Source organism: Streptomyces sp. NPDC018031 (genome assembly GCF_044327625.1).
In the GTDB taxonomy this organism is placed as follows: domain Bacteria; phylum Actinomycetota; class Actinomycetes; order Streptomycetales; family Streptomycetaceae; genus Streptomyces.
Window position 1 is genome coordinate 340,817 of sequence record NZ_JBIRFT010000004.1, and the last position, 13,386, is coordinate 354,202.

The 13,386-nt window shown below is 74.8% G+C and carries 16 protein-coding genes; 6 read left to right on the forward strand and 10 right to left on the reverse strand.

The window, feature by feature from the left end; all coding sequences use genetic code 11:
- The first annotated feature begins 52 nt into the window (after window positions 1–52).
- The gene (gene pknB / locus ACH4B3_RS13755) at window positions 53–2,071 is read left to right on the forward strand and encodes a Stk1 family PASTA domain-containing Ser/Thr kinase (protein WP_398463011.1); all 2,019 of its coding nucleotides are present in this window, start codon (window positions 53–55) and stop codon (window positions 2,069–2,071) included.
- A gap of 293 nt (window positions 2,072–2,364) precedes the next feature.
- On the opposite strand, the gene ACH4B3_RS13760 is transcribed toward pknB, so the two are convergent.
- From ACH4B3_RS13760 to ACH4B3_RS13775, 4 genes are all read right to left on the reverse strand, one after another.
- Window positions 2,365–3,027: an alkaline shock response membrane anchor protein AmaP gene (locus ACH4B3_RS13760; protein WP_398463012.1), complete on the reverse strand. Its 663-nt coding sequence runs from the start codon at window positions 3,025–3,027 to the stop codon at window positions 2,365–2,367.
- A 7-nt stretch (window positions 3,028–3,034) separates the two neighbouring features.
- On the reverse strand, window positions 3,035–3,577 hold the full coding sequence (locus ACH4B3_RS13765; RefSeq protein WP_398463013.1) for a DUF6286 domain-containing protein: 543 nt from the start codon (window positions 3,575–3,577) through the stop codon (window positions 3,035–3,037).
- A gap of 716 nt (window positions 3,578–4,293) precedes the next feature.
- On the reverse strand, window positions 4,294–4,677 hold the full coding sequence (locus tag ACH4B3_RS13770; RefSeq protein ID WP_398463014.1) for an Asp23/Gls24 family envelope stress response protein: 384 nt from the start codon (window positions 4,675–4,677) through the stop codon (window positions 4,294–4,296).
- On the reverse strand, window positions 4,677–4,862 hold the full coding sequence (locus tag ACH4B3_RS13775) for a hypothetical protein (RefSeq protein ID WP_398463015.1): 186 nt from the start codon (window positions 4,860–4,862) through the stop codon (window positions 4,677–4,679). The genes ACH4B3_RS13770 and ACH4B3_RS13775 overlap by 1 nt, the downstream gene beginning before the upstream one ends.
- A gap of 165 nt (window positions 4,863–5,027) precedes the next feature.
- Between ACH4B3_RS13775 and ACH4B3_RS13780 the strand changes: the two genes are divergently transcribed.
- From ACH4B3_RS13780 to ACH4B3_RS13795, 4 genes are all read left to right on the forward strand, one after another.
- Window positions 5,028–5,543: an Asp23/Gls24 family envelope stress response protein gene (locus ACH4B3_RS13780; RefSeq protein WP_398463016.1), complete on the forward strand. Its 516-nt coding sequence runs from the start codon at window positions 5,028–5,030 to the stop codon at window positions 5,541–5,543.
- Window positions 5,544–5,776: 233 nt separating this feature from the next.
- Window positions 5,777–6,400, forward strand: a complete 624-nt coding sequence (locus ACH4B3_RS13785) for an RNA polymerase sigma factor (protein WP_398463017.1) — start codon at window positions 5,777–5,779, stop codon at window positions 6,398–6,400.
- Entirely contained in the window at window positions 6,391–7,131 is a 741-nt protein-coding gene (locus ACH4B3_RS13790; RefSeq protein WP_398463018.1) for a hypothetical protein, read from the forward strand. Before ACH4B3_RS13785 ends, ACH4B3_RS13790 begins: the two co-directional genes overlap by 10 nt.
- Window positions 7,128–7,478: an Asp23/Gls24 family envelope stress response protein gene (locus tag ACH4B3_RS13795; RefSeq protein WP_398463019.1), complete on the forward strand. Its 351-nt coding sequence runs from the start codon at window positions 7,128–7,130 to the stop codon at window positions 7,476–7,478. Before ACH4B3_RS13790 ends, ACH4B3_RS13795 begins: the two co-directional genes overlap by 4 nt.
- Before the next feature lie 129 nt (window positions 7,479–7,607).
- On the opposite strand, the gene ACH4B3_RS13800 is transcribed toward ACH4B3_RS13795, so the two are convergent.
- From ACH4B3_RS13800 to ACH4B3_RS13820, 5 genes are all read right to left on the reverse strand, one after another.
- Complete coding sequence (locus ACH4B3_RS13800) at window positions 7,608–8,339, reverse strand: class E sortase (RefSeq protein ID WP_398463020.1); 732 nt, start codon at window positions 8,337–8,339, stop codon at window positions 7,608–7,610.
- A gap of 22 nt (window positions 8,340–8,361) precedes the next feature.
- Window positions 8,362–9,726 (reverse strand): class E sortase, encoded by a 1,365-nt coding sequence (locus ACH4B3_RS13805; protein WP_398463021.1) that lies wholly within the window; start codon window positions 9,724–9,726, stop codon window positions 8,362–8,364.
- The gene (locus ACH4B3_RS13810; protein WP_398463022.1) at window positions 9,723–10,391 is read right to left on the reverse strand and encodes an aminodeoxychorismate/anthranilate synthase component II; all 669 of its coding nucleotides are present in this window, start codon (window positions 10,389–10,391) and stop codon (window positions 9,723–9,725) included. The genes ACH4B3_RS13805 and ACH4B3_RS13810 overlap by 4 nt, the downstream gene beginning before the upstream one ends.
- Window positions 10,388–10,564, reverse strand: a complete 177-nt coding sequence (locus tag ACH4B3_RS13815) for a hypothetical protein (RefSeq protein ID WP_398463023.1) — start codon at window positions 10,562–10,564, stop codon at window positions 10,388–10,390. The genes ACH4B3_RS13810 and ACH4B3_RS13815 overlap by 4 nt, the downstream gene beginning before the upstream one ends.
- A gap of 415 nt (window positions 10,565–10,979) precedes the next feature.
- Complete coding sequence (locus ACH4B3_RS13820) at window positions 10,980–11,759, reverse strand: DUF881 domain-containing protein (protein ID WP_398463024.1); 780 nt, start codon at window positions 11,757–11,759, stop codon at window positions 10,980–10,982.
- Window positions 11,760–11,907: 148 nt separating this feature from the next.
- Here ACH4B3_RS13820 and crgA point away from each other — a divergent pair, with 148 nt between their 5' ends.
- On the forward strand, window positions 11,908–12,174 hold the full coding sequence (gene crgA / locus ACH4B3_RS13825; RefSeq protein WP_398463025.1) for a cell division protein CrgA: 267 nt from the start codon (window positions 11,908–11,910) through the stop codon (window positions 12,172–12,174).
- A gap of 240 nt (window positions 12,175–12,414) precedes the next feature.
- Here crgA and ACH4B3_RS13830 read toward each other — a convergent pair whose 3' ends face one another.
- Entirely contained in the window at window positions 12,415–13,314 is a 900-nt protein-coding gene (locus tag ACH4B3_RS13830) for a rhomboid family intramembrane serine protease (RefSeq protein WP_398463026.1), read from the reverse strand.
- Between the last annotated feature and the right edge of the window lie 72 nt (window positions 13,315–13,386).

Here is a 13,386-nt window from a genome sequence, read left to right on the forward strand (position 1 = left end):
CCGGGCCCCACACCGGTTCGGTCGGGAATGACGGAAGAGGGCTGGAGTAGCTATGGAAGAGCCGCGTCGCCTCGGCGGCCGGTACGAACTGGGCTCGGTGCTCGGACGCGGCGGCATGGCCGAGGTCTACCTCGCGCACGACACCCGCCTCGGCCGCACGGTCGCCGTGAAGACGCTGCGGGTGGACCTCGCCCGTGACCCGTCCTTCCAGGCCCGGTTCCGCCGAGAGGCCCAGTCCGCGGCCTCGCTCAACCATCCCGCGATCGTCGCGGTCTACGACACCGGCGAGGACTACGTCGACGGTGTCTCGATCCCGTACATCGTGATGGAGTACGTCGACGGGTCCACCCTCCGGGAGCTGCTGCACTCCGGGAGGAAGCTGCTGCCCGAGCGCTCGATGGAGATGACCATCGGGATCCTCCAGGCGCTGGAGTACTCCCACCGCAACGGCATCGTGCACCGCGACATCAAGCCCGCGAACGTGATGCTGACCCGCACCGGCCAGGTCAAGGTCATGGACTTCGGCATCGCCCGCGCCATGGGCGACGCGGGCATGACCATGACGCAGACGGCGGCCGTGATCGGCACCGCGCAGTACCTCTCCCCCGAGCAGGCCAAGGGTGAGCAGGTCGACGCGCGCTCCGACCTCTACTCCACCGGCTGCCTGCTGTACGAGCTGCTGACCGTCCGGCCGCCCTTCGTGGGCGACTCCCCGGTGGCGGTGGCCTACCAGCACGTCCGCGAGGAGCCGAACCCGCCGAGCACCTACGACCCCGAGATCACCCCGGAGATGGACGCCATCGTCCTGCGGGCACTGGTCAAGGACCCGGACTACCGCTACCAGTCCGCGGACGAGATGCGCGCCGACATCGAGGCGGCACTGGACGGCCAGCCGGTCGCCGCGACCGCGGCGATGGGTGCCGCGGGGTACGGCGAGGACCAGCCGACCACCATGCTCCGGCCGCAGGACGGCGGCGCCCCGACCTCCATGCTGCCGCCGGTGCGCGACGACGACGGCGGCTACGGCTACGACGAGCGGCCGGACCGCCGGCGCGGCAACGAGCGGAAGAACCGCGCCTCGACGATCCTGCTGGTGCTCGCGGGCATCCTGGTGCTGGTCGGCGCGATCTTCATCGGGAAGTCCGTCTTCGGCGGCGGCAAGAACGACGACATGGTGCCGGTGCCGACCCTCCGCGGCAAGACCCTGGAAGAAGCCGAGCAGTCGGGCGTCAACGGGAACTTCAAGGTCGAGAAGGTCGGCGAGAAGTTCTGCCAGGAGCGCAAGAACACCGTCTGCGACCAGAACCCGCCGGGCGGCGACGGCGCGGAGATCAAGCGCAACGGCACCGTCGAGCTGACCATGTCCAAGGGCCCGAAGCCGGCCGAGAAGGTCGAGGTCCCGGACGTCGTCGACGACACCTACGAGAACGCCAAGGCGGAGCTGGAGCAGGCCGGTTTCCAGGTCTCCCGGGAGACCACCGAGTCGGCCGGGGCGGAGCCCGGCACCGTCCTGGAGCAGGACCCGGTGGGCGGCACCAAGGCCGGGAAGAACTCCACCGTCACCCTGACCGTGGCCAAGAGCCCGTCCATGGTCGTGGTCCCCGCGGTGACCGGGCTGTCCCTCGCCGACGCCACCGCCAAGCTGGAGAGCAAGGGCCTGAAGGTCCAGTCCTCCGAGGTCGAGAACGCCGACGCCCAGGAGGGCACGGTCTTCGAGCAGACGCCGACCGGTGGCCAGGAGGTGGTCGCCCAGTCGACCATCACCCTCAAGGTCGCCAAGAAGCCCGCCCAGCCGCAGAACGTGCAGGTGCCGGCGATGACCGGCTGGTCGCTCAAGGACGCCAAGAAGGAGCTGGAGAAGCTCAAGCTGGGCGTCACGATCAGCAACGGGCCGCAGGACGACAACGCCCGGGTCGTGACCAGCAACCCCGGGGCCGGTTCGCAGGTGCCGGAGGGCACGGTGGTGGACCTCATCACCATGCCGGGTGGCAACGGCAACGGTGACAACGACGGGGGCGGCGACGAGACCTGGTTCGGCGGCGCCACCGGGGCCCGCCCCGCCGACGAGTGACCTCCGGCCGGAGCTGAGCGATCGATGAAGCCCCCGGGGCCCGTGACGGGCCCCGGGGGCTTCGCCGTACCGGCGGGGCAGTACCGACCGGGGGCGTACGGGCGGGGCCGCCGGGGCCGTACCGGCGGGGCAGTACCGCCGGGGCAGTACCGACCGGGGGCGTACGGGCGGGGCCGACGGGGCCGTACCGGCGGGGCCGTACCGACGGGGCCACCGGCCTCCGGCGACCCGCCTTCGGCGACGGCTCCCGGGACGGGCGGCGGCCGCGGTCCGTCCCGCCGCCGGCCCGTGGATCAGCTGACGCGGCTCGGCTTGTGACGTGCCGGGCGCAGGCGCACCTCGGCCGGCAGCCGCTCGGCGCCCAGGGACCCGCGGGCCCGCTCCAGCACCTCGGCGTCCAGGCGGGCCGCGACGGCCGCCGGGCCGGCCTGCGGGTCCAGCACCACCGAGAGCCGCACCCGAAGGCCGCCCCGCCCCGCCGCGGCGCGGTCACCGGCCGGCCCCCGGCGCCGCTGCGCCCGGCCGCCGCCGATCACCCGCGCGTGCGCGCCGCGCACCCCGGCCACCGTGCCGGCCTCCGCCGCCAGCACTGCGGCCAGCGCGTCACCGCGCAGCGTGACCTGCCCGTCACCGCCGTCCAGCCGGATGCGGCGGGCCCGCCCGGTCCGCACCTGGGCGAGCAGCCATCCCAGCGCCGCCACCACCACCAGGGCGAGCCCGCCGAACAGCACCGGCCACCACCAGTCCCGGTCCCGGTGCGCCGTCCGGTCGCCCGCGGAGAGCAGCACGTCGTCGGGGCCCTGGTACGGCCACCAGGACGGCAGCGACAGGTTCCGGCGGACGCCCGCGTCCAGGCCGCCGGCCAGCACGGCCAGCCCCAGGGCAAGCAGTGCCAGGCCGGTGACGGCGAGCAGCAGCCGGTTCGCCACGGTCCTCGGCGTCCTCGGCGTCCTCATCGTCTGATCACCCCTTCCCGGCCCGGCGGACCTGCACGGACAGCCGCGGCGCCCGGGCGAGCCCGAGCTGCTCCACACCCTCCGCGAGCGCGGCGGCCAGATCGGCGCGGACCTGGTCCGGCTCGCGGAAGTGCGAGCGGGTCCGGGCGGTGATCCGGCGCCGGCCCACCACGACGCGGGCGGTGCGCACCCCGGGCACCGCCATCGCCCGGTCCCGCAGGGTGAGCGCGGCGGCCCGCCGGTCCAGCCCCGCCCGGACGCCGCCGGGGGTGCGGGCCATCGGCAGGACCGCCCGCTCACCCGGGGTGACGGCGAGTACGACCAGCCACAGGCCGAGGAGGACCGTGCCGCCGGCGCCCGCCCGCAGCCACAGGTCGTCCAGCGGGCGCTGGGCCAGCTCGTCGGCGAGCCGGGTGCGCCAGGCCATGGCGGTCCGGCCGGCGCGGACCGCGGCGAGGTCGTACAGCAGCAGCCCGGCGCCGCCGAGCACCGCCAGCGCGGTGACCGCGGCGGGCAGCCGGCGGGCCGACCAGAACCGCCCGGCGGGCACCCGGCCTGCCGCGGCCGCCGACCCGGCGTCCTGGCCCGGCCCGGGAACGGCCCCAGGGCCCGGCCGGCGAGCGGCCCCCGGCCCCGGCCCGGGAGCGGCCACGGGGTCCGGCCGCCGGGGCACGGGGTCCGGTCGGGCCTCGGAGTCCAGTGGGGGCGCGGTGTCCGGCCGGGCCTCGGGGGCCAGTGGGGGCGCGGTGTCCGGTCGGGCCTCGGGGGCCAGTGGGGGCACGGTGTCCGGTCGGGCCTCGGGGGCCAGTGGGGGCACGGGGCCTAGCGGAGGCGCGGGGTTCAGCGGGGGCACGGGGCCCAATAGGGGCGGCGCGGGGTCCGGCGCGGCCGTTCCCGCCGGGGCGGGCATCGCATCGGGCCGGGGGACGGGACGGGGCCCGGGCACGGCCGCCCGCCCGGGAAGTGGGCCCGGCTCGGGAACCGGGTCGGACTCGGAGACGGCCGTCGGCCCGGGCGCCCCCTCGGGTGCGGCGACGGGACCGGGCTCGGGGACAGCCGCCGGATCGGGCGACGGATCGGATCCGGGCACCGGGTCCGCGTCCGTCACCGGACCGGGCACGGGCACGGCGGCCGGCCCGGCCGCCGGCTGCGGCACCGGGTCCGGCCCGGGGTCCGGCAACGGTGCGGGAGCCGGCTGCGGCACCGGGCCCGCTCCGGGGTCCGGTGCCGGGTCCGGGTCCGGGCGCGGGGCCGCTGCGGATTCGCTCATGTCACTCTTCCCTCACTCGCCTGCCGGACCACCGAGGAGTGCAGTCGCGCCACCTCCACCGTGACCTCCGGGACCCGCATGCCGGTCAGTTCCTCGACCCGGGCGGCGACATGACGGCGTACCGACCCGCCGGCGGCACCGAGGTCGAGCGGGTAGCCCAGCTCGACCTGGAGCCGCACCCGGGCGGTGCCGCGGCGCGCGGAAACCGACACCGAAGCCTGCGGGAGCCGCCGTACGACCGGCGCCGGCGCGTCGCCGGCGGCGTCCGGGAGCGCCTCCTGGGCCGCCTGTGAGGCGATCTTGGTGAACACCCGGTCGGCGATCCGCAGCGCGCCCCGCCGCCCCGGCGGAACGGACCCGGGGGTGGCCGGCCGTGCCATCAGCGCCGCCGGTCACGGCCGCCGCGGAAGAACTCCCCCGGCTCCATGCCGCCTTCGAGGAACTTCCCCGCGACGAATCCGAGCGCCCCGAGCGCTCCCACCAGCAGGAAGGCGGAGAAGCCGCCGAAGTACGCGGCGAATCCCAGCGCCATTCCCGCCACCAGCCCCACCAATGACATCTGCACCAGACCATCCCTCCTGACGTCCTGATCCTTGGACCCGCGCCGCCGCGCATCCTCACGCGCCAACCGGGCGAAAAGTTTTACGACTTGGCCGCGTGAGGACGGGCGTCCTGCCGTGTCCTACCCTCTGACAGGGCCCAAGGCCATGGTGCGAACAAGGAGATTCGCGTGACGACCAAGACCACATCCCCCGCTGCCGTCGCCCCCCGCACCGCCTCCGACGACCTGCGGCAGCCCGCCGCGGACGCCCCCTCCACCGCGGTCGAGAAGGCCGAGCAGCCCGTGCCGCTGCGGCCGCCGGCCGAGCGGGGCAAGACCTCGATCTCCGACTCCGTGGTGGAGAAGATCGCCGGCATGGCGGCCCGGGAGGTCCCCGGCGTGCACGCCCTGGGCGGCAGCCTGGCCCGCACCCTCGGCGCGGTGCGCGACCGGGTGCCGGGCAGTCGGCCGAACGTCACCCGCGGGGTGAAGGTCGAGGTGGGCGAGCGGCAGACCGCCGTCGACCTGGATCTGGTGGTCGAGTACGGGGTGCCGATCGGCGACGTCGCCGTCGACGTCCGGGAGAACGTGATCGAGGCCGTGGAGCGGATGACCTCGCTGGAGGTCGTCGAGGTCAACATCGCCGTGATCGACGTCCGGCTGCCCGACGACGAGGACGACGAGAACGAGGCGCGCGTCCAGTAACGGCCCGCCCGCGGGGCCCGCACGGGTGTGCCGCGCCCCGCGGGGCCCGCACGGCCCGCGGCCGGGGGCGTGCCGGACCGCGCCGGGGGACGTGCGGGCCGCGCCGGGGGACGTGCGGGCCGCGCCCGGCCCGGTGCCCGCGCCGGGCGCTCGCGGGGCGGTCGTGGGGCGCTCGCGGGGCGGTCGCGGCACGGCGGCCCGCGAGCGGCGGACAGGACAGCGAAGACCGGAGGATGGTGAACGCGACGCCGACCCAGCCGGCCGGTGGTGGCGACGGCGGCCACCGGCCGACCGCGGAGGTCTCCGGGCCGGCCTCGGAGCTCTCCGAACGTCTTCTGACCGCGCGCGCCGCCGAGGGCGACGACGCCGCCTTCGAGACCCTGGTGCGGCGGCACGGTCCGGTGCTGCTCCAGTTGGCCCGGCGGCTGCTCGGCAACGACGGCGAGGCCGAGGACGCGGTGCAGGAGGCGTTCGTCAGCGCGTGGCGCCGGCTGCCGGAGTTCCGCGGGGACGCCGCCTTCGGCACCTGGATGTACCGCATCGTCACCAACCGGTGCCTGAACGCGCTGCGTTCGCGGCGCCGCACCCAGCCCCTGGAGTCGGTCCCCGAACCGGCCGCCCCGGAGCACCAGTCGTCGCCCGCGCGGGCTGCCGAGTCGGCGGCGTCCGTGCACGCCCTGGCCACCGCCCTGGCCGGGCTGACGCCCGAGCAGCGCGCCTGCTGGGTACTGCGTGAGCTGCACGGTCTGCCCTACGAGGACATCGCCGCGGCGGTCGGCATCGGCGAACCCGCCGTGCGCGGCAGAATCTTCCGGGCCCGGCGCTATCTCACGGAGGCGATGGACACATGGCGATAGGGGGCGACCGGAACCGCTCCTCCCCGGACGGGTCGCCGGCCCCGGGTGCCGGCGACGACGAGACGCTGCCCTGCGGCGCCCGGCTCGCCGCCCTGTGGGAGGACCGGTCGGCGGTGGCCGGGCACACCGGCTGCCCGCACTGCCGTGCCGCACTGGACGACCTCGCCGTCCTCGACCGGGCCGTGGCCGGGGCCCTCACCGCCCGGCCCGGCCCGGCCCACGGCGCCGGCGGCCCCGGAGGCGACGGCGCGGGGCCCGCCGCCCGGGCCCCCGGCGACGACCTCGCGGACGCCGTCACGGCCCGGGTGATGGACGTGGTCCGGACCGAGCTGCGGCCGGGCCGCACCCTGCCGCTGGGCGGCGCGGACTCCGGTGACGACTGGATCACCGAGGCCGCCGCCGCCCGTGTGCTGCGCGCCGCCGCCGACGCCGTCCCCGGGGTGGCGGCCGGGAGCTGCCGGATCGGCCCGCTGCGCCTGCCCGCGTCCGGGCTGCTGCCGCTGCCCGGCACCCGGCTGCCCAGGGGCCCGCTGCGGGTCCGCCTGGAGGTGGCGATGAGCGCCCGCTGGACGGTGCCGGGGGTGGCGGCGCTGGTCCGGGAGCGGGTCGCCGCGGCGGTCGACCGGGAGTTGGGCCTGGAGGTGTCCGCGATCGACGTGTCGGTGATCGACCTGTTGGACGAGCCGGGACCGGGCGACGGCCCGGCCGGGGCACGGAGGGGCGCGCCATGAGCCTGACGGCCGGACAGCGGCGCATCGCCGCGGCGGCGGCCGGGGCCGCCCGCGAGGTGCCGGGGGTGGCCTATCTGAGTCCCGGCGCGGCCCGGCGGCTGCGGCGGGCGCTGACGCGCTCCGAAGCGGCCGGGGCGGGCGAGGAGAGCGCCGGGGTGCGGGTCACGCCGTACGGGGACCGGGCCGGGTGGACGGTGGAGGTGTCCCTCGCGGTGTTCGCCGGGCACCAGGCGGCCCGGGTCGCCCGGCAGGTGCGGGCCGGGGTCACGGCCGCGGTGCGGGAGGCGGACGGGGACCGGGCGGAGTGCCGGGTGGCGGTGCGGGTCACGGTCACCGCCGTGGTCTGAGCCGGGACGGGGCCCTGGCCGACTCCAAGCCCCCGGTCGGCTCATGCGCCTGGCCGGGCTCCGGCTCCCGGCCGGCACAGGCCCGCGGCCGGCTCCGGGCCCCCGGCCGGCTCCGGGCCCGCGGCCGGATCAGGCCAGTTCTCTGGGCGGGGTGCGGTTCTCGTCGACCTTCTCGGTGCGGACCAGTTCGCCCCACACCACGTAGCGGTAGCGCGAGGTGTAGACCGGGGTGCAGGTCGACAGGGTGATGTAGCGCCCGGCCTTGGTGCGCCCGGACTCCTTGGGGATCGGGTCCAGGACCCCGACGTTGAACTTCGAGGTCTCGCTGAGCTTGGCGTAGACCTTGTAGACGTACCAGGTGTCGCGGGTCTCGAAGACCATCACGTCACCCTTGTCGAGCCTGTTGATGTTGTGGAACTTGGCGCCGTGGCCGTCCCGGTGCGCGGCCAGGGTGAAGTTGCCCTTCTCGTCCCAGGGCATCGCGGACTTGATGGGCTTGGTGTAGAAGCCGGCCACCCCGTCGTTGAGGATCCCGGTCGAGGTGCCCCGCTTGACCAGCACCTCGCCGTTGTCCATCGCCGGTACGTGCAGGAAGCCGATGCCGTCCTTGGTGTCCAGCTTCCCCGGCCCCTGGGCCCAGACGTCCCGGACGTGGTTGCCCTGCCGCTTCGCCTCCCGGTCGGCGAGCACGTTGGTCCACCACAAGGAGTACACGACGAAGAGCGCGAGCAGCACCCCGACGGTGATCAGCAGCTCGCCGAAGACGCTGATGGCGAAGGCGATCCGGCCGCGGGTTCGGCGCGGGGCGGGAGTCCGCGGCGCCGCCTCGTCCTGTCTTTCCTGCTGCTCGGTCCGTGCCACCGCGTCGTACTCCGTTCGTTGCTCAGCCGACCAGCGCGTCCGGCTTGCCCTCGCCCCGCGGCCGTTCCTCGACCATCTTGCCCCAGACGATCATTCGGTACGTACTGGTGAACTCGGGCGTACAGGTGGTCAGTGTGATGTACCGGCCCGGCTTGGTGAAACCCGAGCCCGGCGGGACCGGCCCGATCACCCCGGTGTTGGACGGCGAGGTCTGCGGCAGGATGCTCGCCATCTCGTACACGAAGTAGGTGTTCTGCGTCTCCACGATGATCTCGTCACCGGGCTTGAGGCGGTTGATGTAACGGAACGGTTCGCCATGGGTGTTGCGGTGTCCGGCGACCGCGAAGTTGCCCTTCCGGTCCCAGGGCATCGCGGTCTTGAGCGAGCCCTGGCCGTAGTGCCCGACCATGCCCCGGTCCAGCACCCTGTGTTTGTCGATGCCCTCGGCGACCGGCACCTTCACGTCCAGCTTGGGGATGTACATGATGGCGAAGCCCTTGCCGGGCGAGAAGGTGTCCGGCGCCCGCTCGGCCCGCTGCTCGGCCCACCGCTTCTGCAGGCTCCTGGCCTCCTCGTCGGCGATCGCCTTCGCCCTGATGTTGGACCACCACAGCTGGTAGGTGACGAAGAGCAGCATCAGCACGCCGAGCGTGATGAAGAGTTCACCGGCCAGCCGGCTGAGCACCACCCCGGTGCTGTCCTTGCGGGCGCGGGCGGCGCGTCTGGCCTCCAGCCGGGTCAGCGGGGCGCGGCTGCCCGCCGGGGCGGGCGCGGCTCTTCCGGGCGGCCTTCCGGGGGAGGGGGCGCCGGCCCCGCGCCGGCCGCCGCGACGGGGCGCCTGCCGGGCCGCCCGCCGCCGGGCGGCGCGGCCCTGGGCGGGGAGTGAACCGGCCGGGGCGGGGAGTTCGGCGCGGCGCAGCGCGACGGTCTCGTCGTCGGCGACCGGCACCGGTGCGCGCGCGGTGGCCGGGGCGGGCGCGGTGGCCGGGGCGGGCGCCGGGGCGGGCGGTTCGGGTACCGGGACCCGGAGGACGGCGGTCTCCTCGTTGCGCGACGGGGCCGCGGGCACCGGCGTGGCCGGTCGGGGGGGTGCCGGGGCCCGGAGGGTGACGGTCTCCTCGTTGCGTGACGGCCCGGCCGCGGGCGCCGCCCGGCCGGTGGGCGGCGGCTGCTCGGGCGGCAGCGGGCCGGGCAGCGGGCCGACGGGGGCGGCCGGTGGACCGGGTGCCGCCGCGCCGGGCGGCAGCGGGTCGGTCAGCGGGTCGTCGAGCCGGTCGACGGCCGCCGCGAACGCGTCCTGGTCCCCGTACGGGTCGTAGCCGTACGGGACGGGCTCCGGGGCGCCGCCCTGGGAGGCGCCCTCGCGCTCGGGGCGGACTGCGGTCACCCGGCGGCCTTGCCGCCGACCTTGCCGACCACCGGTGCCAGACCCTCCGACCGCCGTACCGCGTCCTGGTCACCGCACATGGCGAGCCAGTTGGCGAGCATCCGGTGTCCCCACTCGGTGAGCACCGACTCGGGGTGGAACTGCACGCCCTCCACCATCCGGTCGCGGTGCCGCAGGCCCATCGGGATGATCCGTCCGGGGTCCGGGGTCTCGGTCCAGGCGGTGATCTCCAACTCGGGCGGCAGGGTGTCGCGTTCGACCGACAGCGAGTGGTAGCGGGTGGCGGTGAACGGGGTCGGCAGGCCCTGGAAGACCCCGGCGCCCTCGTGGAGCACCGGCGAGGTCTTGCCGTGCAGCAGTTCCGGGGCCCGGTCCACCACCCCGCCGTAGGCCACCGCCATGGACTGCATCCCCAGGCAGACCCCGAAGACCGGGACACCGGTGGCGGCACAGTGCCGCACCATCTCGACGCAGACGCCGGCCTGCTCCGGGGTGCCGGGCCCGGGGGAGAGCAGCACGCCGTCGAAGCCGTCCTGGGCGTGTGCCAGGGCCACCTCGTCGTTGCGCAGCACCTCGCATTCGGCACCCAGCTGGTACAGGTACTGCACGAGGTTGAAGACGAAGCTGTCGTAGTTGTCGACGACCAGCACGCGCGCGGGGCTCATCGGTCACCCGCCATTCCGTTGTCCACGGTCACGTCGTTGAACGGCAGCAGCGGCTCGGCCCACGGGAAGACGTACTGGAACAGCACGAAGACGGTGCCCAGCACCAGCAGCAGCGAGATCAGTGCCCGCACCCATGCGTTGCCCGGCAGATGCCGCCAGATCCACCCGTACATGCCGTCCCTTCCGTCGGTGCAGCACCAGAGTAAGGGGCGCGGCAGGCCGCCGGAGGCTCAGTCACCCAAAGCCGGGGACTCGCGGCGGCCGGGCGGGAAGAATGCTGTCCGGGTGCACCCACCCGGGCCCGGCCGGGGCCGTCGGCCCGACCACGGGGCGCGGTGGCGCGGGACCGGACGGGGTGGCGCGGGACCGGACGGGGTGGCGCGGGACCGGGCGGGGTGGCGCGGGACCGGACGGGGTGGCGCGGGACCGGGCGGGGTGGCGCGGGACCGGACCCGCCGTGCGCCGGCGGCCCGGCAGCGGCCGGGCGGTCACCGGTCCGGGTCCGGGTGCGGGCCGGGCGGTCACCGCGGCCCCGGGGACCACCGCCCCGGCTCCGGCATCGGCACCGGCACCGGCACCGGCACCGGGCTACGGGACCGGCTTCGCCTGCTGGAGGTCCACGGTGCCGGAGTAGCCGGGCAGGGTCACCGAGCCGTGCTCGTCGACGTCCCAGCCCAGGCCGTACGCCCGCACGTACTCCTTGTAGTTCCCGATGGCGGGCGAGGCGTCGAGCGCCCGCCGCAGCGTGTCCCGGTCGCCGACCGCGGTCACCTTGTAGGGCGGGGAGTACAGCCGTCCCTGGAGGATCAGGGTGTTGCCGACGCAGCGGACCGCGCTGGTGGAGATCAGCCGCTGGTCCATGACCCGGATCCCCTCGGCGCCGCCCGCCCAGAGCGCGTTGACCACCGCCTGCAGGTCCTGCTGGTGGATGACGAGGTCGTTGGGCTGCGGGTCGGGGACACCGGGCACCAGCGGGGTGGCGTCCGGCGGCGCGTCGGTCAGGGTGACTGTCAGCCCGGCACCGCGCACCGGGCTGGTGCCGGCCGCCTTCTCCAGCGCGGCGAGGCGGGCGTCCTCGGCCGCGGTGGAGTCGTCGTCGCGGCGGGCCAGCCCGTCGACCTCGGAGCGCACCGTCGCGGTGCTCTCCTCCAGCCCGGCGTTCTTGCGGCTGCGTTCCTGGATGAGGTCGGAGAGCCGCAGCATCGATTCGTCGCTGCGCAGGTCGGTGCCCTTGGCGGTGTTGAAGCTCATCCAGAAGATCAGTCCGGCCAGTGCGAAGACGGCCGCGGTCAGCAGCCGGACCGGCCGGAAGGACCGGAACGAGGGGCGTCGTGGTGCCGGGTCGGGGAAGTCAGCAGAATTGCTCAACGTACCCTTACTCCTTACGACGCCGCGGAAGCACTACGCTAACGGACGCCCGGGGGATGGTAGTGCTGCCCCGTCGCCGTCCGGCCCCGGTGCCGCCAGCCGTACAGATTCCGCGCGGTCACGCAGCGCATCGACAGGAGAGTTCCTCGTGCCGAAGTCACGGATCCGCAAGAAGGACGAGTTCACCCCGCCCTCGTCGTCCTCGGCCAAGCAGGCGACCAGCATCAGCCTGCACACCGGACACCGCTGGGTGGCGCCACTGATGCTGGCGCTGTTCCTCATCGGTCTGGTCTGGATCGTCCTCTTCTACGTGACCGAGACCAAGCTGCCGATCGAGACCATCGGGAACTGGAACATCGTGGTCGGCTTCGGGTTCATCGCCGCCGGGTTCGTGGTCTCCACGCAGTGGAAGTGACCGGCTCGCCGGTACCTCACCCCTGAGGTGTCCACAGAGTTATCCACAGCAGGGGAAAACTCAGAAGATCTGTGGATAACCCCTGCGAGGTTGACGCCGGTCTGACTGGTCGGACAGACCGGCGCCGCCCGCCGCCCCCAGGACTGCCTGGGGAAACACAGATGAGCGCGCCCCCTGGGCAGATGTTGCAGATGTTCTCCACAGGATGCACAACTTCGGTCATCCGCTGTGGACAACCGATCAGCCGGCGAGCTGGACCGTCCGCACGACGATCGTCACCAGGATCAACAGCAGGACCAGCGCGGCGGTCCCCCACTGCACCAGATCGCGCCGCTCCCGGGGTGCGTGCACCAGGCCGTAGGCCACCGCCGTGCCCGTGATCAGGCCGCCGATGTGGGCCTGCCAGGCGATGTTGCTGAAGTAGAAGGTGATGAGCAGGTTCACCGCCAGCAGCACCGCGACCGGCCGCATGTCGTAGTTGAGGCGGCGCATCAGCACCGCGGTCGCCCCCAGCAGTCCGAAGATCGCCCCGGACGCGCCCAGGGACGCCTGCGCCCCGTCGGAGACGAGGTAGCTCAGCGCGCTGCCGCCCAGCCCGGACAGCAGATAGAGCGCGAGGAACCGGGCCCGGCCCAGCGCCGCCTCCAGCGGCGGGCCCAGCCACCACAACGACAGCATGTTGAACGCGATGTGCATCGGCTCCTCGTGCAGGAAGGTCGCGGTCAGCAGCCGGTACCACTCGCCCTCGGCCACCCCCACTTCCTGCACCGAGCCCGGGTCGAAGGCCCTGCCGACCAGCAGCAGCTCGTCCAGCAGCCGGTCCCCGACGACCAGCACGGCGACCCACATCGCCACGTTGAGGCCGAGCAGGACCTTGGTGACCAGCCGCGGGTCGTCCGCGATCACCCCGCCCGCGACGGTGCGCGGCCGGGCCGCGTCCGGTCGCGTCCAGCGCACCGCGCCGGACCCGCCGCCGGACGCCGCGGAGGCGCCGGCCGGACCGCGCACGCACTCGGGGCACTGGAAGCCGACCGAAGCGCTGATCATGCACTCCGGGCAGATCGGCCGCTCACAGCGGGTGCAGCTGATACCGGTCTCCCGGTCCGGGTGCCGGTAGCAGCAGACCGCCTGGTCTTCCATGTCTCCCCTTGCCCTGCTTGCTCTGTGCGATGCTCTCCGGCGCGCGCGGTTCCACTGCGCGCCCCGCCCCAC